The organism is [Mycobacterium] manitobense (assembly GCF_025821665.1).
Lineage (GTDB): Bacteria > Actinomycetota > Actinomycetes > Mycobacteriales > Mycobacteriaceae > Mycobacterium > Mycobacterium arseniciresistens.
Genome location: NZ_JACKSJ010000184.1, coordinates 1 through 21,357, shown reverse-complemented (window position 1 = coordinate 21,357; position 21,357 = coordinate 1). Strand labels below are relative to the sequence as shown.

Annotated in this window: 22 protein-coding genes and 1 pseudogene; 13 read left to right on the top strand and 10 right to left on the bottom strand. The window is 70.1% G+C overall.

The features are described 5' to 3' along the window. Positions 1-20 precede the first annotated feature (20 nt). From H7I41_RS21245 to H7I41_RS21225, 5 genes are all read left to right on the top strand, one after another. Positions 21-701, top strand: coding sequence for a YoaK family protein (locus H7I41_RS21245; RefSeq protein ID WP_264014599.1), 681 nt, complete (start codon positions 21-23; stop codon positions 699-701). 35 nt (positions 702-736) lie between these two features. Then, positions 737-1,420 carry a hypothetical protein gene (locus H7I41_RS21240; protein WP_264014598.1) on the top strand — a complete coding sequence of 228 codons (684 nt, stop codon included), beginning with the start codon at positions 737-739 and terminating at the stop codon, positions 1,418-1,420. 9 nt (positions 1,421-1,429) lie between these two features. Further along, positions 1,430-2,269 carry an SDR family NAD(P)-dependent oxidoreductase gene (locus tag H7I41_RS21235; RefSeq protein ID WP_264014597.1) on the top strand — a complete coding sequence of 280 codons (840 nt, stop codon included), beginning with the start codon at positions 1,430-1,432 and terminating at the stop codon, positions 2,267-2,269. Next, positions 2,266-3,036: a fructosamine kinase family protein gene (locus tag H7I41_RS21230; RefSeq protein WP_264014595.1), complete on the top strand. Its 771-nt coding sequence runs from the start codon at positions 2,266-2,268 to the stop codon at positions 3,034-3,036. The genes H7I41_RS21235 and H7I41_RS21230 overlap by 4 nt, the downstream gene beginning before the upstream one ends. Before the next feature lie 364 nt (positions 3,037-3,400). Continuing rightward, a complete protein-coding gene (locus H7I41_RS21225; protein WP_264014594.1) occupies positions 3,401-5,737 on the top strand; it encodes an alpha/beta hydrolase family protein in 2,337 nt (778 codons plus the stop codon). 68 nt (positions 5,738-5,805) lie between these two features. Here H7I41_RS21225 and H7I41_RS21220 read toward each other — a convergent pair whose 3' ends face one another. The 3 genes from H7I41_RS21220 to H7I41_RS21210 all read right to left on the bottom strand — a co-directional run bounded on the left by H7I41_RS21220 (position 5,806) and on the right by H7I41_RS21210 (position 9,947). After that, positions 5,806-7,950: an acyltransferase family protein gene (locus H7I41_RS21220; protein WP_372503779.1), complete on the bottom strand. Its 2,145-nt coding sequence runs from the start codon at positions 7,948-7,950 to the stop codon at positions 5,806-5,808. Between the two features lie 76 nt (positions 7,951-8,026). After that, positions 8,027-8,860, bottom strand: coding sequence for an alpha/beta hydrolase-fold protein (locus H7I41_RS21215; protein ID WP_264014593.1), 834 nt, complete (start codon positions 8,858-8,860; stop codon positions 8,027-8,029). A 7-nt stretch (positions 8,861-8,867) separates the two neighbouring features. Continuing rightward, positions 8,868-9,947, bottom strand: coding sequence for a phosphodiester glycosidase family protein (locus tag H7I41_RS21210; RefSeq protein ID WP_264014592.1), 1,080 nt, complete (start codon positions 9,945-9,947; stop codon positions 8,868-8,870). Positions 9,948-10,167: 220 nt separating this feature from the next. Between H7I41_RS21210 and H7I41_RS21205 the strand changes: the two genes are divergently transcribed. After that, the gene (locus H7I41_RS21205; RefSeq protein WP_264014591.1) at positions 10,168-10,455 is read left to right on the top strand and encodes a GlsB/YeaQ/YmgE family stress response membrane protein; all 288 of its coding nucleotides are present in this window, start codon (positions 10,168-10,170) and stop codon (positions 10,453-10,455) included. On the opposite strand, the gene H7I41_RS21200 is transcribed toward H7I41_RS21205, so the two are convergent. Together H7I41_RS21200 and H7I41_RS21195 are read right to left on the bottom strand one after the other, a co-directional pair. Then, positions 10,456-11,778, bottom strand: coding sequence for a PQQ-dependent sugar dehydrogenase (locus H7I41_RS21200; RefSeq protein ID WP_264014590.1), 1,323 nt, complete (start codon positions 11,776-11,778; stop codon positions 10,456-10,458). Beyond that, entirely contained in the window at positions 11,756-12,514 is a 759-nt protein-coding gene (locus H7I41_RS21195) for a pirin family protein (RefSeq protein WP_264014589.1), read from the bottom strand. The genes H7I41_RS21200 and H7I41_RS21195 overlap by 23 nt, the downstream gene beginning before the upstream one ends. A gap of 68 nt (positions 12,515-12,582) precedes the next feature. On the opposite strand from H7I41_RS21195, the gene H7I41_RS21190 reads away from it, so the two are divergent. Continuing rightward, complete coding sequence (locus tag H7I41_RS21190; RefSeq protein ID WP_264014588.1) at positions 12,583-13,026, top strand: MarR family winged helix-turn-helix transcriptional regulator; 444 nt, start codon at positions 12,583-12,585, stop codon at positions 13,024-13,026. Here H7I41_RS21190 and H7I41_RS21185 read toward each other — a convergent pair. From H7I41_RS21185 to H7I41_RS21175, 3 genes are all read right to left on the bottom strand, one after another. Beyond that, a complete protein-coding gene (locus H7I41_RS21185) occupies positions 13,023-13,817 on the bottom strand; it encodes an ANTAR domain-containing protein (protein WP_264014587.1) in 795 nt (264 codons plus the stop codon). The two genes, H7I41_RS21190 and H7I41_RS21185, sit on opposite strands and share 4 nt — an antisense overlap. Next, positions 13,817-14,122 (bottom strand): STAS domain-containing protein, encoded by a 306-nt coding sequence (locus H7I41_RS21180; protein ID WP_264014586.1) that lies wholly within the window; start codon positions 14,120-14,122, stop codon positions 13,817-13,819. The genes H7I41_RS21185 and H7I41_RS21180 overlap by 1 nt, the downstream gene beginning before the upstream one ends. Before the next feature lie 104 nt (positions 14,123-14,226). Continuing rightward, a complete protein-coding gene (locus H7I41_RS21175) occupies positions 14,227-15,351 on the bottom strand; it encodes an NDMA-dependent alcohol dehydrogenase (protein ID WP_264014585.1) in 1,125 nt (374 codons plus the stop codon). Positions 15,352-15,492: 141 nt separating this feature from the next. Here H7I41_RS21175 and H7I41_RS21170 point away from each other — a divergent pair, with 141 nt between their 5' ends. Next, positions 15,493-16,179 (top strand): hypothetical protein, encoded by a 687-nt coding sequence (locus tag H7I41_RS21170; RefSeq protein ID WP_264014584.1) that lies wholly within the window; start codon positions 15,493-15,495, stop codon positions 16,177-16,179. Here the strand turns inward: H7I41_RS21170 and H7I41_RS21165 are convergent. Continuing rightward, on the bottom strand, positions 16,176-17,213 hold the full coding sequence (locus tag H7I41_RS21165; RefSeq protein ID WP_264014583.1) for a sigma-70 family RNA polymerase sigma factor: 1,038 nt from the start codon (positions 17,211-17,213) through the stop codon (positions 16,176-16,178). The two genes, H7I41_RS21170 and H7I41_RS21165, sit on opposite strands and share 4 nt — an antisense overlap. A gap of 19 nt (positions 17,214-17,232) precedes the next feature. Here H7I41_RS21165 and H7I41_RS21160 point away from each other — a divergent pair, with 19 nt between their 5' ends. The 5 genes from H7I41_RS21160 (at position 17,233) to H7I41_RS21140 (ending at position 21,081) form a co-directional block, all read left to right on the top strand. Continuing rightward, entirely contained in the window at positions 17,233-18,072 is an 840-nt protein-coding gene (locus H7I41_RS21160; RefSeq protein WP_308214651.1) for an alpha/beta hydrolase, read from the top strand. After that, positions 18,051-19,070, top strand: coding sequence for an alpha/beta fold hydrolase (locus H7I41_RS21155; RefSeq protein ID WP_264014581.1), 1,020 nt, complete (start codon positions 18,051-18,053; stop codon positions 19,068-19,070). The genes H7I41_RS21160 and H7I41_RS21155 overlap by 22 nt, the downstream gene beginning before the upstream one ends. A gap of 94 nt (positions 19,071-19,164) precedes the next feature. Then, the gene (locus tag H7I41_RS21150; RefSeq protein ID WP_264014580.1) at positions 19,165-19,914 is read left to right on the top strand and encodes a DUF2786 domain-containing protein; all 750 of its coding nucleotides are present in this window, start codon (positions 19,165-19,167) and stop codon (positions 19,912-19,914) included. Next, positions 19,911-20,411 (top strand): TIGR04338 family metallohydrolase, encoded by a 501-nt coding sequence (locus tag H7I41_RS21145; protein WP_264014579.1) that lies wholly within the window; start codon positions 19,911-19,913, stop codon positions 20,409-20,411. Before H7I41_RS21150 ends, H7I41_RS21145 begins: the two co-directional genes overlap by 4 nt. A gap of 43 nt (positions 20,412-20,454) precedes the next feature. After that, on the top strand, positions 20,455-21,081 hold the full coding sequence (locus H7I41_RS21140) for an O-methyltransferase (RefSeq protein ID WP_276009330.1): 627 nt from the start codon (positions 20,455-20,457) through the stop codon (positions 21,079-21,081). A 23-nt stretch (positions 21,082-21,104) separates the two neighbouring features. Here H7I41_RS21140 and H7I41_RS21135 read toward each other — a convergent pair. Next, a pseudogene (locus H7I41_RS21135) lies at positions 21,105-21,357 on the bottom strand (hypothetical protein); the annotation flags it as partial.

The following is a 21,357-nucleotide window of genomic DNA, read 5'->3' as shown; positions in this document are numbered from 1 at the left end:
CCCGACAGAGGGTGGGCGCCATGGCCGTCGCGTCACCTGTCTCGCAGCGGGCGACGGTCGCCGCGCTCCTGCTGTTGACGTTCGCCACCGGACTGGTCGACGCGGTCAGCGTCCTGGTGCTCGGCCATGTGTTCGTCGCCAACATGACCGGCAACGTCATCTTCCTGGGATTCTGGTTCGTCCCCGATTCCGGGGTGGACCTGACCGCGGCGATCGTGGCGTTCGTGAGCTTCGTGGCCGGCACCGTCGTCGGTGGCCGGCTGGCGCGTCACCTCGACAGTGCGGTGCGTCGCTGGCTGACGGTGGCGCTCGGCGTGGAAGTCGTTGCCCTGCTGATTCTCTCGGTGCTCGCCGGGGCCGGTGTCCTCGAGTATCACGACGGCGGGAAACTCGTCCTGATCGCGGGCCTCGCGGTGGTGTTCGGCAGCCAGAACGCCACGGCCCGGCTGTTCGGCATCCAGGAACTCAGCACCACGGTGCTGACGTCGACGATCGTCGGGCTCGGCTTCGACAGCAGACTGGCCGGTGGCACCGGTGAGCGGGAGAAGCTGCGGTACACGGTGGTGTTGACGATGTGCGGGGGAGCGGTGGTGGGGGCGACGCTGACCCTGGTGACGGTGGCGCCGGTGATCGCCCTTGCGGCACTGGTCGTTGCGGGCGCGGCGGCGATCTTCCGGTTCGGGCCCGGTGCGGACAGTTAGGGTCATCGCGGGACATGCATCGAGGGGAGCCGTCAGTGTCGAATGATCCGTCCGCCTGGAACTCCGGCACCGGCCCCAATATGCCGCCGCCCCGGCCGAATCCGGCTCAGTACGGATACCCGCAGGCGCCCGCCGGTAGCCACCCGGAACAGCCGTGGAGCCCGGCCCCCGGCTTCTATCCGCCGCCACCGGGCAAGCGCCCGCCGAGGAAGGCCTGGTATATGGTCGGCGCGGTGCTGCTGCTCCTCGGCCTGGTCGGGGCTGCGGTGGCCGTGGCGATGATCGTCGACGTGATCGGAAAGGCGCCCGGCGACGCGGACACCTTCTCCAGCGGTGACGCCGTCGTGGTGCAGATGGATGCGGGCGCCACCAGGGTGGTGTTCGTCGACAGCGGCGGGGCGGGGGCGCACGACGTCAACTGCGACGTCGCCAACCGGCCGGGTAACTCCGTGCGGATGGAGCGCTTCGACGGCTCGCTGACCCTCAACGACTGGGAGGCGATCTTCACGGTGACCGCGCAGGATGCCGGCGAGTACCGGATCACCTGCACCGGACTACCCTCGGATTCCTTCGGGGTGGGGGACGACGTGGGCGTCGGCGGGTTCATCGGTGGGGTCTTCGGCGCGATCGCCGGGGCGGGCCTGTGCTTCGTCGGTGTGGTGGTGCTGGTGGTGACGGCCGTCCTGCGTCACCGCCGCGCGCCCGCCGCGGGCCACTAGGGTCGGGCGATGCCGACAGTACTGATCACCGGGGCTTCGAGGGGAATCGGCCGCCAACTCGTGGCACACCTGGCGGCGGCGGGCTGGGACGTCGTCGCGGGCGTGCGGACCGCGGCGGACGCCGAGGCGGTGGCGGCGATCGATCGGGTGTCGGCGGTGCTGCTCGACGTCACCGACGAGGCCCAGATTGCGGCGCTGGCCGGCGCGCTGCCTGCGCGATTGGACGCGGTGGTGAACAACGCGGGCATCGTCGTCGCAGGGCCGGTCGAGGCGATCGATCCGGCGGCGTGGCGAGAACAGTTCGAGGTCAACGTGTTCGGTCAGCTCGCCGTCACGCGAGCGGTGTTGCCGAAGCTGCGCGCCTCGCAGGGCCGGGTGGTCTTCGTCTCGAGTGTCAACGGGCGGCTCTCGGTACCGATGCTGGGCGCATACAGCGCCTCCAAGTTCGCGCTCGAGGGCGCCGCGGACGCGCTGCGGGTCGAGCTGCGGCCGTGGGGCGTCGCGGTCGCCGTCGTGGAACCGGCGCAGACCGACACCGACATGTGGCGGCTGGCGGACACCATGGTGACCGACACCGAGGCGGGGATGTCCGCCGAGTTCGCCGCGTTGTACGCCGGCCACATCGCGGGGATGAAGAAGTTCGTCCCCGCCGCGCGCAGGATGACGGTCCCGGCCGCGAAGGTCGCCGCCGTCGTCGAGCGGGCACTGACGGCACGGCGGCCGAAGGCCCGCTACATCGTCGGTGTCGGGCCGAGGCTGCAGGTCGCCTTCATGTCGAATATGCCGGTGCCGGTACGGGATCTGATCATCGGACTGATCGCCGGCGTGCCGCGCCGGCGGCGGCGATGACGGACTTCGTCAAACGCAACGCCGCGGCGCCCGATGGCTTCTTCGCCCTCGAGGCGGCAGGTCTAGGGTGGCTGGCCGCCGCAGGCGGTGCCCGCTGCGCGCGGGTGGTGTCCCACGACGCGACGTCGTTGACGCTGGAGCGCCTGGTGACGGCGGCGCCGGCGCGGGCGGCGGCCCGGGAGTTCGGTGCGGCACTGGCGGTGACACACGATGCCGGAGCCGACGCGTTCGGCGCGGGCCCGCAGGGTTGGCGAGGCGGCGGCTTCTTCGGTCCGCTGAGCGGTCCGCTGCCGATGTCGCTGACCGGCCATGATTTCTGGGGCGAGTTCTACGCCCTCGAGCGGCTGCGGCCGATGGCCGAGGCGGCGGCGCCGCGGATGAGCGCAGAGGGCCGCGCCGCGATCGAGGGCGTGGCCGATCTGTGTCGAACCGGGCGGTTCGACGACGACGACCGGCCGGCGCGTCTGCACGGTGACCTGTGGAGCGGCAACGTGATGTGGACGCCGGACGGCGTGGTGCTGATCGACCCGGCCGCGCACGGCGGCCACCGGGAGACCGATCTGGCGATGTTGGCGTTGTTCGGCTGTCCGCATCTCGACGACGTGATCGCCGGGTACCAGGGCGTGCATCCGCTGCGCGCCGGGTGGCGCGACCGCGTCGGACTGCACCAGGTCTATCCGCTGCTCGCGCATGTCGTGCTCTTCGGCGGCGGTTATGCGGCCCAGACCGAGGCGGTGCTCGCCGGAATCCTGCGGGGTTGCAGCTAACGACGGATTTCGTTGTTGCATCAGGTGCCAGAAGTGCTTCCGAATGTGGTGACGTGCTGCGATGACAGCCGGGTGGCCTTGATGCCGGAGATGTTTGCGTTCGCACGGGCTACCGACGTCGCGAGCGACGCCGCCAGCCGAGATCAGCAACTTAGCCAGTCTTGGATCCGAGATTTGCTCACCGGACCGACCCGCTCACTAATCAGCGGCTGAACAGCGGGGACGCCCGTTCGGCGGCCGGTAGGTGCCCTCCGCCGGCTTGTTGTTGATGGCGCCGACAATTTTTCAGCAATGTGTCGCAGATCTCGTAAGCCCTGTTATGGTGCCTGAGAGCAACCTGAGAGTGGTCGAAGGGACGGTCCGGATGGGGAAGCATCGCACCGCAATGCAGCGGTCGAGCAAGATCGCTGCGATCGGGGCGGTGACCGCGACGGCGACCGCGCTGACAGTCGGCGTCGGCGAAGCGCCGAGGGCGCACGCCGCGGCGGTGTCGCAGGATGCCTACGACCTGACCGCCGGTGTGCACATCTTCCCAGCGCCCGAGGCCATCCCCGACGTGACGGGAGGTCTGGGCGCCGGGGCGTACAACGCCTCACAGGAGTTCGCCGACGTCGTGCTGCGGGCGATCGTCGAGAACGTCAATCTCGCCGCGCTCGCCGAGGCCGCAGGCGTGGACCCCGAGACGCTGGCGACCGCTCTGCTCAACAATGCGCTCGGCGGCGTGCTCGGCAGCGCTGGTCTCGGTGGCCTCGGCCTCGACCTCGGCGAGCTCATCACCGGCGACAGCACCCTCGGCACCCTTCTCGCCGTGGTCAACAATGTGCTGCCCGGCGAGCTGAACCTCTCCATCGGGCAGCTGCTCGGTCTCGACCCGAGCCAGCCGCTGGATCTGTCGGAGTTCGGGAACGCGCTCGGCCTGAACCTGGTGACCTCGGGTGGGCCGTTCACCCTCCTCAAGCTGCTGGGCGTCGACCTCGGCTGGACTCCGCCGCTGCCCAATTCGATCGCCGACGAGATCAACGGCACCGACTACCTCTCTCTGGGCCTCGCCGACATCCTCAGCGATCTCGGACTCAGCACGGCGCTGGTGGGCACGATCGATGCGGCGATCAAGGTCCTCAATCTGACGCGCCCCGAAGGCGAGAAGATCCCGATCATCGGCGAGCTGCCGTCGATCGTCGCGCTGCGCGTCCCGGTCGTCGCCGGCTACGGCCTGGGGGCGTTCGCCGCGGGCGCGGCCTACCAGCAGGTGGTCGACGCGCTTCCGCAACAGCCCGGCGGCGCCGACGCCGAAACAGATCCGCTGCTCGGCAGTTTCACCATCCTGCCGATGCTGCTGATCGACAATCCCGGTCGCGCGAACGGCGGCATCCTCGCCCGGGCGTACCCGCTCTTCCGGTTGCTGGGCATCGACACCGTCACGCCCGACACGAACATCCAGAGCAGCGCGGACCCCGACGATCCGCTCGACATCACCATTCCGCTGACCGGCCTCACGCTCGGCGGCGCAAACCTCATTCCGATCAAGCTGGACGTGACGGCCGAGTACCTGCCGATGTCGGACTTCGCCGCGTGGCCGAATCCGTTCACGATGGCGAACAACGTTGCCGCGGGGCTCTTCCCGACGTACATCCTTCGTGACCAGTCGCTGGGCGGGATCGTCGGCGACCTCACGACTCAGGTGGTCTCCCAGCTCACCGCGGACCTGCTCGGCTTCGAGTACGACCCCGCGAATCCGACGCAGGGGCCAGGACTCAACGTGTACTACACGCTGGACGCCCAGAGCCTGCCGCTGCTCGAGCCGACCTACCTGGCTGTCGACGTCATCAACCTGCTCACCGGTGCGAACCTCAACAACCCGCTCGGGACCGCACTGAATCCGGTGCTGACCAATCTGGTCAATCTCGGCTACACCGACGTCGAGCGGGTGTGGAACCCGGACGGCTACTGGGAGTACGAACGCAGCTTCGACGAGGCGGACGTCCCTACCGCGTTCGGCACGTTGCCCGCCGACGTGGACTGGGCCAAGGTGCCCGAGGACGTCGTGACGTCCTTCGTCTACGGCGTGCAGAAGGCGATCGACGACGGCCTGGTGAAGACCGACGCACCGGCGTCGAATGCGCTTGCCGCCGTGCTCGGCCTGCTCGGGCTGGGCGATCTGACGGGTGGCGTCACCGGACTCGACGCAGGTGCCCTCACCTCGCAGATCCAGGATGCGCTGGACAAGCTGCCCGCCGCGCAGATCGCCCGGGCCGATGAAGGCGACCTCACCCTCGTGTCCAAGGTTCCGGACCTCGAGCAGCCGACGACGTTCGGCGTCGAGGTGGACCAGCAGGAGGACATCAAGCCTGTGCCGGGCGAGAACCTGAAACTGGTGACCGTCGAACAAGACCGGGGCGTGAAGGTCACCGGGAACGCCCTCGACGAACTGACCGACGCCGAGGCCGACGAGGAATCGCCGAAGCCGACTCGACCCCGTCCGCTTCGTGACGCCGCCGATGCGGCAGGCAAGGCCGTCAAGGACACGGTCAACGCCGTGGACCGGACCGCCAAGAAGGTCGAAGCCGGTGTGAAGAAGGCACTCGGCGCCGACAAGAAGGCCAAGCAGACGTCAGGCACATCCGACAAGGATGCGAACAAGACCGACGACAAAGACAGTAAAGACAGCAAGGCCGGCAAGGACGCCAAGGCGGCGACCTGACCGCACCCCCCAGACGAAGCCCCGGAGCCGAAATGGCTCCGGGGCTTTCTCCATTCGACTGCCGACCGTCAGCCCAGCAGGTGCTCCACCATCCCGGCCACCAAGGGCCCCAGCACCGTCGCGTACTCCGACGTGATGTGGTTGTCGTCGCGGTAGACCAGCGTGTCACCGACGATCACCGGGCAGCGCTCGGCCGTGCAGAACAGGTCCGACAGCGCCGCGTAGGACCCGCCGCCCGCCGCGACGGCCGCCGCCTCGGCCCCGATTCCCGCATCGTTCAAGGCCTTCGGCCGGTCGGGCGAGCACGCGGCGACGTCGTTCATGTGCCCGGACAGACACGTCGGCACCGTGCCGTTCGGGTCGGGCACCGGTCCGAGCACCAGCACCTGTGCACCGGTTGCCCGCAACCGCGACACCAGCCGCGTCAGGGCGTCGAGCCACACCGGGTCGTAGGCGACGAAGCCGAAGTCAGCGCCGTAGCGCCGCGACATGTCGACCACGATGACCTGCGGACGCTCCCGCTCCAGCCGTCGCACAGTGTCCCGGCGCCACTGCACGCACTCGGTGAAGTCGCGGCCCAGATAGGGGCTGCTGATCGGCAACTCCATCAGCGGACACGTCACCTTGCTGATGGTCGACAGCCGCCAATGCCGCTCCCTGGCAATGTCTTCGATGCCGGGCTGCCACATCGCCGCGTGGGAGTCACCGACGAGTGCGACCCCGACCGGTGACGCCGGATCACCCGACGCGCACTCGGGCTGCTGCACGTCCGGCCAGGAGAGCACGCAGCCGTTGACGAACGCCTCCGGCTTCGCGATCGCGTCGAGCGCCGGGGACAGATTGGCCGGCACCGCGCGCAGATCCGCCGAAGCCACCACGGCCGCCTGCACCTGCTCACGCGGTGACAGCTGTCGCGGCGCCGTCGACGGCGTGGGCATCTCCACCACCACCTGGCGCGCGGGTGCGCCCGTTCCCGTGGGCACCGGCCGCACCGACAACAGCACCAGCGCCGCGCACACCGCCAGGCCGGTCGCGACGGCGCCGGCCAGCAGGCTGCGCGGCGCCGACGAATGCAGCCGCACCGCGAAGCGGGCGGGATTCTCGACCAGGTGCAGCGTGAGGATCGCCAGTCCGAGCGAGATCACCACCAGCGCGAGCCGGCCCGCCAGGCCGGGCATCTGCCCGAACACCGGCGGCGCCAGCACCAGCACCGGCCAGTGCCACAGGTACCACGAGTACGACACCCGGCCGATCCCGCGCATCACCGGTTCGCCGAGGAACCGGCCAACTCCGAGATTCGGTGTCGCACAACCGGCGCCGATCACCAGTGCGGTGCCCAGCACCGGCAGCAGCGCCGCGGTGCCGGGGAACGGCGTCGACGAGCCCACCTGCGTGCAGGTGACGACGATCAGCGCCAGCCCGCCCCATCCGACGACGGCCGCGGCCACCGGCGGCAGCGAACGCCAGAAGCCGGCGGTCAGCGCCATCAAACCGCCGAGCGCCAGTTCCCAGGCCCGGGTCGGCAGCGAGAAGAACGCCCACGACGGCCACTCGTGCGTCCAGGACAGTGACACCGCGAACGACGCCACCGCGACCACCGTCAGCGTGACGACATAGGGCCGCACCGATCGCGCCGCCGCCCAGCCCGCGCGGGCGACCAGCCACGCCGTCGCGATCATCAGCGCGGGCCACAGCAGGTAGAACTGTTCCTCGACTCCGAGGGACCAGTAGTGCTGCAGCGGTGAGGGCGTCACGTCGGCCGCGAGGTAGTCGGTGCCCGCGATCGCGAACCGGTAGTTGCCGACGTACAGCGCGCTCGCGATGGCGTCACCCAGCACGCTGCGCGCCTGCAGCGCGGGCAGCAGGGCGGCGGCCGCGACAGCCGTCGCCGTCAGCACCAGCGCCGCCGCGGGGAGCAGTCGACGGGCCCGCGCCGCATAGAACGCGCCAAGCCGGACGGTTCCGGTGCCGGCCACCTCGCGCCACAGCAGGCCGGTGATCAGGAATCCCGAGACGACGAAGAACACGTCCACGCCGATGAATCCGCCGCCGAGACCCGGAACGCCGGCGTGGTAGAGCACCACCGCCAGCACGGCGATCGCCCGCAGCCCTTCGATGTCGGGCCGGAAGCCATTCCGCGTCAGCGTGTTCCGACCGCTCGCGGACGGGCCGCGTCGGGTGGTGGATCCGGGAGTCGCCGCCACTTCAGTCACTTCGGCCCCGATCGTCCCACGTCAGCGGCGTGCCGGCCGGTATTGGCCGCTCCGACGCGCCTCGCGTGTCAGCCCGTCAGGGCTGTGCGGCGATCCAGGCGAGTTCGGCAGGCAGTTGGCGCCGCCACCCGTCGGCGTCGTGCCCGCCGGGGTAACCCACACCCGACGGCGGCCTGCGCAGCGAGGCGGTGAACTTCCTGGTGGCCGTGTAGAACTGATCACTGGTCCCGCAGTCCACCCGCACCGGGATCACCGACAGCGCTTCGGCGCCGAACACCGAGTACCTGGCGTAGTCGTCGGGCCCGTCGACCGCGCCGTTCATCATCGCCGGGATCCAGCCGGTGTAGAGCGCCGGGCTCACCGCGCAGATCGCCGAGGTGCGTGCCGGACCGAGCAAGCCGCCCAGCAGCAGCGCGCCGTAGCCGCCCATCGACCATCCGATGAACGCCACCCGGCTGGTGTCGAGGCCCTTCTCGGCCAGCATCGGCAGCAGTTCGTCGAGCACCATCGCCCCGGCGTCGCCGCCGGACTCCCTGGCGTGCCAGTACCCGTTGCCGCCGTCGACGCTGACCACCGCCAGCGGAGCGCCACCGGCACGCGCCACCTCGGCGAGTGCGGTCTCGACGCCGAGCGCCATCACGCCCGCGGCGTCGGAGTCCTTGCCGTGCAGTGCGATCACCGTCCGCGCCGGCCCTGTCGCCCCCGGGGTGCGGGCGATCATCCACCGCGTCTCGATCCCGCCGCGCGCGTCGGACCGGAACGATCCCGACAGTGGGGCGGTGGCGGCCGTCGAGGGCGCACCCGGGTCGGCCCTCGCGGCTGCGGCGCCGAGCAACGGCGCCAAGGCGAAGGCGGCGCCGGCGCCCAGCCGCAGTGCAGCGCGGCGTGACAGAGACGAGTCAGGCGACATGGCGGCGTCAGTTGAAGGCGAGCCAGCTGGGCAGGGCGCGTTCCTTCGAGTCGCAGAGCACGGCGTAGGTGTCGCAGCTGCCACGGGGAACCCCTGCGCCGGTCCACATTCCGCCGGTGTCGCGGCGGAGGACGATCGCCGACGACCCGCCGCCGTCGAGCAGCACGGCGCTCTCGGCGCTGAGGCCGCGGAAGAGATCCTGCATGTTGTCCGGCGTGTAGCTGCCGCCCTGGAACACGTACAGCTGGTCGCTCTGGCGGTTGTAGGCGATGGCCGTGCGGGCCGCGCTGGGTCCGCCGTCGTTGAGTTGGCCCGTCTCGCCGGGGCCGAGCAGTCCGATGCCTGCGACCGCGACGAACCGGGTCCCGCCGTCGACCAGCTTGGTGATCTCCGGGGTGGCGGCGTCGTAGTCGTTGTCGCCCTTCGGCATCACTACGTAGGGGGCGCCGCCGACGGGGAGGATCATCGTCGCCAGCGCCGACCAGTGCTCGTTGCCGCCCGACAGTCCCTGCTTGCCTGCGTAGGCCACCGTGCCGGTGACGGCGGCGTTGGCGCGGCCCTGCCCGCGGGTGTTGTCGACGTAGGCGCCCAGTGGCGAACTGCAGTTGGTGTCCCGCCAGGAGCCGCCCTTCTGGCCGCGGACGTCGAAGAAGTTGGCGTTGATCGCGATGGTCGGCCGGCCGAGCGCCTGCCATGCCTGCAGCGGCGGATAGGTCTCCGAGGCCTGCCAGAGCCCCTCGCCGGTGCGTGCCCGGGGATCGCGCTCACAGCGTGACTGATATCCGGAGTGCGAGTCGACCAGCAGGCGGGGGGTGAGGCGGCCTGCGGCGTTCTTGATCGTCATCAGGTGCCCGCCGTTGTTCAGCGTGTACTCCCGGCCGTCGGCGCTGCGGAACGGCGCGGCGAACTGGCCGCCGAAGTTGTACACCAAGTAGGCGCCCTTGGTGTTGGCGATCGCGCCGAGCAGCATTTCGCGGGCGTCAGCGGCCCGGGCTATCGGCCCGCCCAGCGTCGCCAGCGCGGCACAGAGTGCGAGCACGGCGGCACCGGCCGTCCATCGCCGCATCAGTGCTGCTGGGGCTGTCATGACTGGCCTCTCGTCGCGGATACCAGCACACAACACTAATCACGGCAGCAACACTGTCAACTTGCGTAACAGCTACATCACGATGCGCTAACACGCGAATGTCGCTTTGGCGGCAAGCCTTTGCCGAACGCACACGAAGGTGTGCGATTAGACGGAAGGCATCCGGGAAACACCGCTTCCGTGACGGCGCCACCCGGTGTCGCTGACAAAGGAGTGCGAAATGTTCTGGACAATCATCTCCGCGATCATCGGAGGCCTGATCATCGGCGCACTGGCGCGCCTGGTCATGCCCGGCAAGCAGAACATCGGCGTGATCATGACGATCGTGCTCGGCATCCTGGGGTCGTTCATCGGCTCGTGGGCCTGTTACAACCTGTTCGGCTATCAGAACTCGAGCGGCGGCTGGGCCGTCATCCCGTTCCTGGTCGGCATCATCGTGGCGGCCATCCTCATCGCGGTCTACCTGGGCATCACCGGGCGCAAGACCCGAGGGACCACGGTCCGCTGATCAACGGCCGGGCGGAGCCAACCGGTAAACCGCATCGGCATAGTCATCACTGATGTAGACGGCGCCGTCCGGTCCCGCGACTGCGGCGACCGGGCGGCCCCACCGTGACCCGTCCTCGGACTGGAAACCACCGACAAGGGTCTGCTGGTCACCCAACCCGCCGTCGCGCCAGGGGTAGAACGACACCTCCGGCGCGCGCGGCGGGTCTGCGTTCCACGACCCGTGGATGCCGACCAGCGCCCCGGCCGAATACGGGTCCGGCAGCGTGCCCTCGGTGAAGCTGAGGCCCAGCGGCGCCGAATGTGCGCCGAAGCTCTGCTCGACCGGCGGTAGTGCCGCGCAGTCCATGTTCGCGCCGTCGGGATTGGTCTGCACGTCGCGGATGAACCGCAGATTCGCCGGCCCGCCGTCCGGATTGCAGTAGGGCCACCCGAGCTCGCGGCCGGGAGTGAGTTTCGCGAGCTGCTCGCGCGGATGGTCGGAGACGTAGTCGGGCAGGACCTTGCCGTAGTCCGGGCCGGGCTCGGGGAACGCGACGTTGTCGCGCCCGTTGTTCGCTGTCCACAGCGAGCCGTCGGGCGCGACGGCCAGGCCGGTGCCGTTGCGCACGCCGGTCGCGAACGGCTCGGCGGGCCCGCCGCCGGGCGGCACCCGCATGACGGTGGCGCGCGGCGGCGTCGCGGTCCGGTCCTCTGCGGAGACGTTCCCGGTGCTGCCGATCGAGAAGTACACCGCGCCGTCGGATCCCACCGCAACGCTCTTCAGGGCGTGCGCGTAGGCGCCCCTCAGGTCGGGGCTCTTGGCGTCGGGCAGCCCGCCGGCGACTGTGCGGCGGTTGACGGCCTGCCCGCCGGCATAGTCGTAGGCGACGACGCCGTCGCTCTCGGCGACGTGGAGCGTCGGGCCGGCGAAGGCCAGCCCGTGCGGTTGGTCGAGACCCTCGAGCAGCAGCGTCTCCCGCGGGCCTGCGCCCGACGGCTCGAGGCGGATGACCTGCCCGGTTTTGGGCACCGAGACGAGCAGTGCACCGTCGGGCGCCCAGGCCATCAGCCGCGCCTGCGGGATGCGCGCCCACACCGACATCGTCCAGCCCGGCGGCACCAGCGCCCGGCGGGGCTCGTCGAACGGCGCGGCGCCGAGGTCCTCGGGCACCTCCACCGTCGTGGCCGCCAACTCGGTGGTGCCGACGGGCGCGGCAGCCGACGTGCTCGTCGAGGGCGCGTCGCCCTTCTGATCGGCGGGTGGAGCCGTCGAGCATCCGGCCGAGAGTGTCACGCCGATCAGCGCGACACCGATGTGCTTACGCCGCAGCCAGATTCGCATGCATCTCCCAGACCAGGATTTCCGACGGCTCGGTGGCGGTGACGCGCTGGCCACCGGAGGCGGTGAAACGCACGGCGTCCCCCTCATTGAGCGGGCCAGCGCCTTCCAGGGTGACTTCGCCGCGCGCGACGAACAGGTGAAGGTAAGGCGCCGAGGGTAATTCGACGCTGTCACCGGGCTGCAGACGGGCGCCGTGCAGTGCGGCGTACTTGTTGCGGATGGTGATCGCGGACTCGCCGGCGTGCTCGGGCATGCCAGAGGCGATGGGCACCAGCCCGCCGCGCAACAGTTCGTCGTCGATCTCGAGCTGCTGGTAACCCGGGGTGATCCCGGACTCGTCGGGCACCACCCACATCTGGACGAAGTGCACCGGTTCGCTGTGGGACTGTTCGCCGGTCAGGGTCCACGCGTCGTTCTTCTCCGAGTGCAGGATGCCGCGGCCCGCGGACATCCGCTGCGCCAGGCCGGGGTAGATGACGCCCGAGTGGCCGGTCGAATCCTGGTGCACCAGTGACCCGCGCAGCACCCAGGTGACGATCTCCATGTCGCGATGCGGATGGGTGTCGAACCCTGAACCGGGGGTGACGATGTCGTCGTTGTTGACCAGGAGCAGGCCGTGGTGGGTGTTGCCGGGTTCGTAGTGCTGCCCGAACGAGAACGAGTGCTTGGAGTCCAACCAGCTGATCCTGGTCTTCGCGCGGTCGGCTGCGCGCCGGATGTCGACGGTCTCGGACATGGTGAAGTCTCCTCGGTTGCGGCCAGCCTAGGTGTGGCCTCTGGACGCGACAACATAAATGATGTGTCATGTATTTCATGTGGTTGTCGGACGAGGAACAGCGCATCTGGCGCGGATACCTGGCGTTGGTCTCCCAACTGCAGGCCGCGATGAACCGCCAGCTCCAGCGGGACTGCGGGCTGTCGCTGAGCGACTACGAGGTGCTGGTCGCACTGTCCGAACGGGGTCCGCAGCGGATGTACCAGCTCGCCGAAGCGCTGGGCTGGGAACAGAGCCGGCTGTCCCACCAGCTCCGGCGGATGCGCGACCGGGGCCTGATCGACCGGCACGGCACGGACTCCGATCGCCGCGGCGCGACGGTCGACCTGCGCGACGCGGGCCGCTCGGCGCTCGACCTGGCGGCGCCGGGGCATGCCCGGCTGGTGCGCGAGGTGCTCTTCGACGGTGTCGCGGCCGCCGACCGGCGAGCATTCGGCCATGTCGTCGACAGTGCGCTGGCGCGGCTGCGTTAGGGCTCGCGGACGGCGAGGCCCTCCCACAGCTCCTTGGCCGCATACCGGGCCCGGTCGTTCACCTCGATCGGCGCCGCCGAGATCTGCTGCTCGGCGGCGGCGCCGCCGATGTGCTCCACCAGTGCGACGGCGAGGGCCCGCAGCTTGACGTTGGCGCGCTGACTGGCGTCGCGCAGCATCCCCCAGGCGCCGTCGGCGTCGCATCTCAGCCGGCCCATCACCGCGCCCTTGGCCTGCTCGATGGCGCTTCGCGACTGGAGCACCGCGAGCACGTCGGCCATGTTGGTACCGCTGTCGGCGGCCACCGTCACAAGCGCCGCCGACACCAGGTGCTCGTAACTGATCAGCGTCGCCACCGTCCCCGCCGTGGCGGGGCCGTCGAGCGTGCACGACAGCACCACCGCACCGTCGCCCCACACACCGGGAACCGCGGCGGCGCCGCCGACCTGTTCCCAGGTCCGGGCGTGGTCGGGGAGGCGGTCGGTCATCGCGGCCAGGGTCAATTCCGGCCACCGGTCGTCCGACCAGAGCCGCAGGCTGACGATCGGCAGCTGGTGGGTCAGCGAATCGGCGACCGGCCCGCCGAGCCCGCCGGTCTGCGCCGCGACCAGCTCGCCCTCGGCGCCGAGCTGCGACAGCACCACCGGCGCCCCGGCGTCCATCGTGCTGTCGTGGACGGCGATCGCCACGCCGAGCACGCCCGGCAGGTCGTCGCGGATGCGTTCGAGAACCCGTTGCAGAAGGGTGGCCAGCTGCGGCTGATCCCGGAGCGCACGCAGGGCGGGCGTCATCAGTCGACCAGCTCCACGGTGGTCACCCGGTCCAGACCGGAGATGTCGAGCAGCTTCTTCAGCGGCCCGGCGCGATCGATCCGCAGCGTCAGCTCGGCGCCGGCACCGGCCTGGAACAGCGCCCGCACGCCCGCGCTGTCGCAGTACGTCACGGCCACCATGTCGACGACGACCGGCTGCCCGTCACCGGCAGCCTGCCGCAACACGTCGCTGAATCGGTCGACGTTGCCGAGGTCTATGTCGCCGGTCGCGATCACCGTCACCCGGCCGTCGCCGTCTTGCCTGAAGAACTGAGGCGAATTCATCCCTGTGCACTTCTCCACCACGTCACACGTTTTGTCCGCAGACGAACTTACTGGCGCGCGGCGCGATCTGGTGGCGGTCGAGAGATGTCAGGAATCTGACATGGTCACCAGTCGGACTCGTCGAACGTGATGACGCCCCGGATGTTCTTACCGTCGAGCATGTCCTGGTAGCCCTGGTTGATGTCCTCGAGGCGGTAGGTGGTGGTCACCATCTCGTCGATCTTCAGCAACCCCGACTTGTAGAGGCCGACCAGCCGCGGCGTCTCGACGTGGCTGCTCCCGCCGCCGAAGATGTTGCCCTTCAACGTCTTCTGCAGCATCGTGAACAGGAACAGGTTGAGCTTGACGTCGACGTCCATCATCGAGCCCATCCCGGTCACCACGCAGGTGCCGGTCTTGGCGGTCAGCGTCATGGCCTCCTCGATGTACTCGCCGCGCATCTCGCCCACCGCGATGATCGTCTTCTCGGCCATGAAGCCGTGGGTGAGCTCGAGCACCGGGCCGATCGCCTCGGCCATCGAGTTGAAGACGTGGGTGGCGCCGAACTTGACCGCCTGGTCCCGCTTGAACTCGACGGGGTCGATCGCGACGACGTTGCGCGCCCCGGAGATGACGGCGCCCTGTAGCGCCGAGAGTCCGATGCCGCCGACGCCGACGATCACCACCGTCTCGCCGGGCTGGACCTCGGCGATGTTGGTCGCCGACCCGAAGCCCGTCGGCACGGCGCAGCCGAGGATCGCCGCGGTCTCGAACGGCACGTCCGCGTCGATCTTGACCACCGAGTCCTTGTGCACGGTCATGTACGGGGCGAAGGTGCCCAGCAGGTTCATCGGCGACACCTCGGTCCCACCTGCGTGCACCCGGCTGGTGCCGTCGGCGATGGCCTTGCCGCCGAGCAGCAGGGCGCCGCGGTCGCACAACGACCGGAAGCCCTTGAGGCAGGGCTGGCACTCACCGCAGGCGGGGATGAACGCCAGGATGACGTGGTCGCCCTCCTGCAGGCCGGTGACGTTGCGGCCGACCTTGGTGATGACGCCCGCGCCCTCGTGGCCGCCGAGGGCGGGCAGGGCGATCGGGGTGGCGCCGGTGGTCAGGTGGTAGTCGGAGTGGCACATGCCCGCCGCGTGCATGCGGATCTGCACCTCGTCGTCGACGGGGTCGCCGATCTCGATCTCGTCGATGCGGAACGGGGAGTTCAGCTCCCACAGCAGGGCGCCCTTGGTCTTCATGATCCGCGATAATAGAACACGTTGCAGATCTTGCTGCATCGACGGTCCTGAGCTGCGGGTTCGATGCGCAGAGTGCGTCTAGGGCCTCGCTGTAAGAAATTCGTGCGCCGAAGGGGTCTCGGGGCGGCTTACGGTCGACGCATGACGCGATTCCGCCGGGTGGGCGCGGTCGTCCTCGCCGTATCGGTCCTGCTGACCGGCTGCGACGGCGCCGGGCAGCCCGAATCCGCCCCGAGTGTCACCGTCGACGAGTCGTTGACGCCGCTACTCGTCACGAAGACCGAGTTCACGGGGTGGAGCGTCGAGGACTTCAGTGACCAGATCGCCGAGGAGTCCAAGAGCACGCCGAAGGGGAAAGCCGATCCGCCGGAGTGCGATTCGTCGGACAAGACGTCGCTGACCAGTGCGGTCGCCGCCATGGTCAGCCAGCAGCGGGGCAAGCCCGGTGTGCTCGTCAGCCTCAGCAGGCAACGCGTCGACACCCTCGTCGCCGACACTGAGAAGTGGCTGGGCGATTGCAAGGCCTTCTCGAGCGAACGGGACGGCGTCCGGGCGGACACGACGGTGCAGCGCCTCGGCCCTCCGGCCAGCGAAGCCGATGCGCAGGTCGGTTACGAGATGAAGAGCACGGCGCGGGCGGGCAGTGAGACCGTCGAGGTGTCCGTGGCGGGCTACACCGGACAGGTCGGTGACGTCCTCGTCATGGCCATCGCGATGGGTGGCGACGCCGGCGTACCCGGGCGTCGCGTCGTGGTGAACAAGGACATGCTCAACGACGTCTTCGTCACGCAGGTGGCCAAGATCAAAGCGGCCGGCGCCGCGAGCTAGAGGTGGGCCGGCAGACCGAAATCACGGAACGTCGCCGCGTGGAACGCCACCACGTGCGAGATACCGGCACCGGCCCTGACGTCGAGCACGTGTAGCTGGAAGGGCTCGTGGCGGCCGGACTCCGGGTTGAGCATGTACATCGCACCGGCCGGCTGACCGTTGGCGATCGTCGGCAACAGCCGCATGTCGCCTGCGTTCTCCGCCGGACAGTGCGTCTTCGACAGCAACACGATCTCCTGCGGGCCCTGGTACCAGCCGTCGAACGGCGGCATCTCCCAGATCGCGTCCGCGGTGAACAACTCGACCAGTTCGTCCATGTCGTAGGCCTCGAAGGCCGCGATGTAGCGGTCGAGCAGGTCCTGTGCCTCGGGCGACTCCGGCGGCTCGATCTTGTCGTCCTCGCTGGGGCCGATCTCGTCGAGCTGCGCGCGGGCCCGCTGCAGCAGGCTGTTCACCGCGGCCGTCGACGACCCGATCGCGTCGGCCACCTCGGCGGCCTTCCACTGCAGCACCTCACGCAACACCAGCACCGCCCGTTGCCGCGGCGGGAGATGCTGCAGCGCCGCGACGAACGCCAGCCGCACCGATTCCCGCGATCCGACGATGTTCGACGGGTCGGTCGAGTCGTCGGGGATCGGCTCCAGCCAGGGCACCTCGTCGCGGGCCACGATCTCGTCCGACGGGTCCGAACTGGGCGCTCCGAGACCCGTCGGCAGCGGCCTGCGCTTACGGCTCTCCAGCGCTGTCAGGCAGGTGTTGGTGGCGATGCGGTACAGCCAGGTGCGCACCGACGACTTGCCCTCGAAACCCTTGTAGGACTTCCACGCCCGCAGGTAGGTCTCCTGCACCAGGTCTTCGGCGTCGTGCAGCGATCCGGTCATCCGGTAGCAGTGCGCGGTCAACTCCCGGCGGTACCGCTGGGCGTCGGCCAGGAAGTCGTCTTCTGAGCCGGGCCGGTCGAGACTGTGCGCGAGGACGGTCACGACGCCGAGCTTACTGAGGACGCCGACAACCGACACGCGTCTTCGTCCCATCTGCCGTTACCCTCCGGTGGTGACCAGCACCCGCACCGAACGGAGCTTCGACGGCGTCGGAGGCGTCCGGATCGTCTACGACGTGTGGACGCCGGAGACGGCGCCGCGGGGTGTGGTGCTGGTGTCACACGGCTACGCCGAGCACGCCCGCCGCTACGACCACGTGGCGCAGCGCCTCGGCGAGGCCGGACTCGTCGTCTACGCCCTCGACCACCGCGGACACGGCCGCTCCGGCGGCAAGCGCGTCTACCTCAAGAACATCTCCGAGTACGTCGAGGACTTCCACACCCTCGTCGGCATCGCCGCGGCCGACCACCCCGACCTCGAACGCATCGTGCTCGGCCACAGCATGGGCGGCGGCATCGTCTTCGCCTACGGCGTCGAACACCCCGCCGACTACGCCGCGATGGTGCTGTCCGGCCCGGCGGTCGACGCCCAGCGCACCGTCTCGCCGTTCATGGTGTTCGTCGGCAAGACGCTCGGCCGCATCGCCCCCGGCCTGCCGGTCGAGCAGCTCGACGCCGACGCGGTGTCCCGCGACCCCGAGGTGGTGGCCGCCTACAAGGCCGACCCGCTGGTCTACCACGGCAAGCTGCCCGCCGGGATCGCCCGCGGGCTGTTCCGCGTCGGCGAGACCATGCCGCGACGGGCCGGCGCGCTGACCAAGCCGCTGCTGGTGGTGCACGGTGAGAAGGACCGGCTGATCCCGGTCGAGGGCAGCCACCGGCTCGTCGAGTGCGTCGGGTCTGAGGACGTCCACCTCAAGGTCTACCCCGAGCTGTTCCACGAGGTCTTCAACGAGCCCGAGCAGGCGCTGGTCCTCGACGACGTCACGGCGTGGATCGAGACCCGGCTGTGAGGCGGGCGCTGGCCTGTCTGGTCGCGGTGCTGCTGCTGGCCGGCTGCTCCAACGAGGACGACGGCACGGCCGGCGCCACCGACGGCGCGCCCACCGGCTGGGTCGACGACGACGTCACCTTCGCCGCCGAGGGCCTGACCATCCACGGCACCTACCGCCATGAGCAGGACCGCACCGCGCCCGCCGCACTGCTTATCTCCGAGAGCGGGCAGACCGACCGCAACGGCGACAACGCCGTCGCGGGTCCGGTCGGCAACATGCGGCAGCTGGCCGAATACCTGTCCGGCAAGGGGGTCGCCAGCCTGCGCTACGACAAGGTCGGCACCGGCGAGACCGGCCTCGGCCCCTACGCCGTGGCGCCCAAGGAGGTCGGCAGCGCCGTCTACACCACCGGCGCCAGGGCCGCGCTGCGCTTCCTGTCCGACCAGCCCGGCACCGACGACGCCCGGCTGTCGGTGTGGGCGCTCGGGGAAGGTGCCATCCACGCGATGGCGCTGGCGGGGGCCGGCGCGCCGAAGGTCCACTCGCTGGCCCTTTTCCAGCCGTTGCCCGGCCGCTACCTCGACATCATCACCGGCCGCGTACGCGCGAACGGCAACCCCGAGGTGCTGCGGACATGGCTGGCCGCCGTCGACGAGGCGCGCACAAAGGGCGTCGCGCCGCCGAATCTGCCGGAGGGGCTCAGCGCCCTGCTCAACCCCAACAACGTCAAGGCCGTCGTCGAGGCCGACGCCATCGACCCGGTCGCGCTGGCCAAGCGTGTCCCGGCGGGCACGCCGGTGCTGTTCACCTGTTCGGACGCCGACGGTCAGGCGCAGTGCGACGCCGAGCGCCCGCTCATCGACGCGCTGGCCCACACGGCTCTGACGGTGGTGGAGCTCAAGGGCGTCAACCACGTGCTGCGCGACGACCCGACCGACAACGTCGCCAACTACGCCAACGGCGCTCCGCTGTCACCGCAGCTCGTCACCGCACTGGACGGCTTCGTCGGTAAGTAGACTCGCCGGTGATGCCTGTGGATGAAAACCGCTCTGTGGACAACAGGTTCCAGCAGCCCCGGAATCGTCGCACCGAATCCATAATCTGACCGCCATGACAGACGACAAGATGCTGGCGCGCATCGCCGCACTGCTCCGCCAGGCGGAGGGCACCGACAACGCCCACGAGGCGGAGGCCTTCATGGCCGCCGCACAGCGACTGGCCACCGCCACGTCCATCGACCTGGCGGTGGCGCGCAGCCACGCGGACAGCAAGACCAAGGCGCAGATGCCGGTGCAGCGCACCATCACCATCGGCAACGCGGGCGCCCGCGGGCTGCGCACCTACGTGCAGTTGTTCGTGGTGATCGCCGCCGCCAACGACGTCAAATGCGACGTCGCATCCAATTCGACGTTCGTCTACGCCTACGGATTCGCCGAGGACATCGACACCACCCACGCGCTCTACGCGAGCCTGGTGATGCAGATGGTGCAGGCCTCGAACAACTACATCAACTCGGGCGCACACCGGCCGACGCCGACCATCACCGCACGGCTCAACTTCCAGCTGGCCTTCGGTGCACGGATCGGCCAGCGGCTGGCCGAGGCCCGCGACGAGGCCCGGGCCGAGGCCACCAGATCTCGCGACAGCCGGCCCGGCACCGCGATCGCCCTGCGCGACAAGGACATCGAACTCAAGAGCTTCTACCGGGAGGCGTCCCAGGCCCGCGGCACCTGGCGGGCCACCAGTGCGACGGCCGGATACTCCTCGGCCGCGCGGCGAGCGGGCGACCGGGCGGGACGACGGGCGCGGCTGGGAGCGAACACCGAATTCGCCGGCGCGCGCACCGCCCTGGAGAAGTGACGCCCCGCGACACCCAGCGCGCGAAGGTGTATGCGGCCGAACAGTTCGTGCGGACGCTGTTCGACCGTGCCGCAGAGCGGAACAATCCCGTCGTCGAGTTCTTCGGCGCCCACCTGACCCTGCCGCCGGAGGGCCGCTTCGCGTCGGTGCCGTCGGTGCGGCGCTACGTCGACGACGTGCTCGCCCTGCCGGCCGTGCGGGAACGCTGGCCGGCCGCGGGCAGGCTGTCGGTGCGGGCCCGCCGCGGTGTCACCGCCGCCCACTACGAGCGCACCGGCGCCGGCGCCGTCATCGCGGTGCCCGAGCGGCAGAGCACCTGGGCGCTGCGGGAACTGGTGGTGCTGCACGAGATCGCGCACCACCTGTGCGACGCCGAGCCACCGCACGGGCCGGAATTCGTCGCCACCTACTGCGCGCTCACCGAGGCCGTGATGGGCCCGGAGGTCGGCCATGTGCTGCGGGTCGTGTACGCCAACGAGGGGGTGCGGTTCGGCTAACGTGTGGCCGGTGACCGAGCCGGACCCACGCGCCGTCGACGAGATGTTCACCGCGCTGCTGCACACCGAGGACGACGCGCTGATCGCCGCGAGGGAGTCGGCGAGCGCGGCGAACATGCCGGCGATCGAGGTGTCGGCGCAGCACGGGGCGCTGCTGCGATTGCTCACGGCGATCAGCGGAGCGCACCGCGTTCTCGAGATCGGCACGCTCGCCGGCTACAGCACCATCAACCTGGCCCGCGGTGTCGGGGCGGGCGGACACGTCGTCACGCTGGAGTTCGAACCCGCGCACGCCGAGGTGGCGCGGGCCAACCTCGCCCGCGCCGGCGTCGCCGACCGGGTCCAGGTGATCGTCGGCGCCGCCCTGGACACCCTGCCCACGCTCGCCGGCGGTGACCCGTTCGACCTGGTGTTCATCGACGCCGACAAGGAGAACAACGTCGCCTATGTCGAGTGGGCGGTCCAGCTCGGCCATCCGGGTTCGGTCATCGTGGTCGACAACGTCACCCGGATGGGCCGGGTGCTGGACCCGGCGCCCGACGACCGGCAGGCCCGCGCGGTACGCGACATGCTCGAGATGATCGGCGACCACCCGCGGCTGGACGCCGCCGCGATCCAGACGGTCGGCACCAAGAACTGGGACGGCTTCGCTGTCGCGGTGGTCGTCTAGCCGCAGTACATCCGGCGGAGGCGTCAGGGAGTGCAGATGGGTCCGACGCACGCGCCGGCCCCGCCCGGTCCTGCACCCGCCTCGGCCCCCGGGACCTGGACAGTCGCGCCACCGGGACCCGCGCCGGCGTCGGCGCCAGGCACCTGTGCGGTCGCACCGCCCGGTCCCGCTCCCGCACCCGTGTCGGCGCCGGGCACCTGCGCCGTCGCTCCGCCGGGGCCCGCTCCCGCACCCGGGGGCGCCGGTGCAGGCGCAGGCGCGCTGCTCGGCGTCATC

Excerpts from the sequence above, each read along its gene's own strand:
- H7I41_RS21225 (WP_264014594.1), top strand. The coding sequence starts at position 3,401 with ATGGGGAAGCATCGCACCGCAATGCAGCGGTCGAGCAAGATCGCTGCG.
- H7I41_RS21230 (WP_264014595.1), top strand. The coding sequence starts at position 2,266 with ATGACGGACTTCGTCAAACGCAACGCCGCGGCGCCCGATGGCTTCTTC.
- H7I41_RS21175 (WP_264014585.1), bottom strand. The coding sequence starts at position 15,351 with ATGAAGACCAAGGGCGCCCTGCTGTGGGAGCTGAACTCCCCGTTCCGC.
- H7I41_RS21140 (WP_276009330.1), top strand. The coding sequence starts at position 20,455 with ATGTTCACCGCGCTGCTGCACACCGAGGACGACGCGCTGATCGCCGCG.
- H7I41_RS21205 (WP_264014591.1), top strand. The coding sequence starts at position 10,168 with ATGTTCTGGACAATCATCTCCGCGATCATCGGAGGCCTGATCATCGGC.
- H7I41_RS21245 (WP_264014599.1), top strand. The coding sequence starts at position 21 with ATGGCCGTCGCGTCACCTGTCTCGCAGCGGGCGACGGTCGCCGCGCTC.
- H7I41_RS21215 (WP_264014593.1), bottom strand. The coding sequence starts at position 8,860 with ATGTCGCCTGACTCGTCTCTGTCACGCCGCGCTGCACTGCGGCTGGGC.
- H7I41_RS21150 (WP_264014580.1), top strand. The coding sequence starts at position 19,165 with ATGACAGACGACAAGATGCTGGCGCGCATCGCCGCACTGCTCCGCCAG.
- H7I41_RS21185 (WP_264014587.1), bottom strand. The coding sequence starts at position 13,817 with ATGACGCCCGCCCTGCGTGCGCTCCGGGATCAGCCGCAGCTGGCCACC.
- H7I41_RS21235 (WP_264014597.1), top strand. The coding sequence starts at position 1,430 with ATGCCGACAGTACTGATCACCGGGGCTTCGAGGGGAATCGGCCGCCAA.
- H7I41_RS21180 (WP_264014586.1), bottom strand. The coding sequence starts at position 14,122 with ATGAATTCGCCTCAGTTCTTCAGGCAAGACGGCGACGGCCGGGTGACG.
- H7I41_RS21165 (WP_264014583.1), bottom strand. The coding sequence starts at position 17,213 with ATGGGACGAAGACGCGTGTCGGTTGTCGGCGTCCTCAGTAAGCTCGGC.
- H7I41_RS21210 (WP_264014592.1), bottom strand. The coding sequence starts at position 9,947 with ATGACAGCCCCAGCAGCACTGATGCGGCGATGGACGGCCGGTGCCGCC.
- H7I41_RS21200 (WP_264014590.1), bottom strand. The coding sequence starts at position 11,778 with ATGCGAATCTGGCTGCGGCGTAAGCACATCGGTGTCGCGCTGATCGGC.
- H7I41_RS21195 (WP_264014589.1), bottom strand. The coding sequence starts at position 12,514 with ATGTCCGAGACCGTCGACATCCGGCGCGCAGCCGACCGCGCGAAGACC.
- H7I41_RS21170 (WP_264014584.1), top strand. The coding sequence starts at position 15,493 with ATGACGCGATTCCGCCGGGTGGGCGCGGTCGTCCTCGCCGTATCGGTC.
- H7I41_RS21190 (WP_264014588.1), top strand. The coding sequence starts at position 12,583 with ATGTATTTCATGTGGTTGTCGGACGAGGAACAGCGCATCTGGCGCGGA.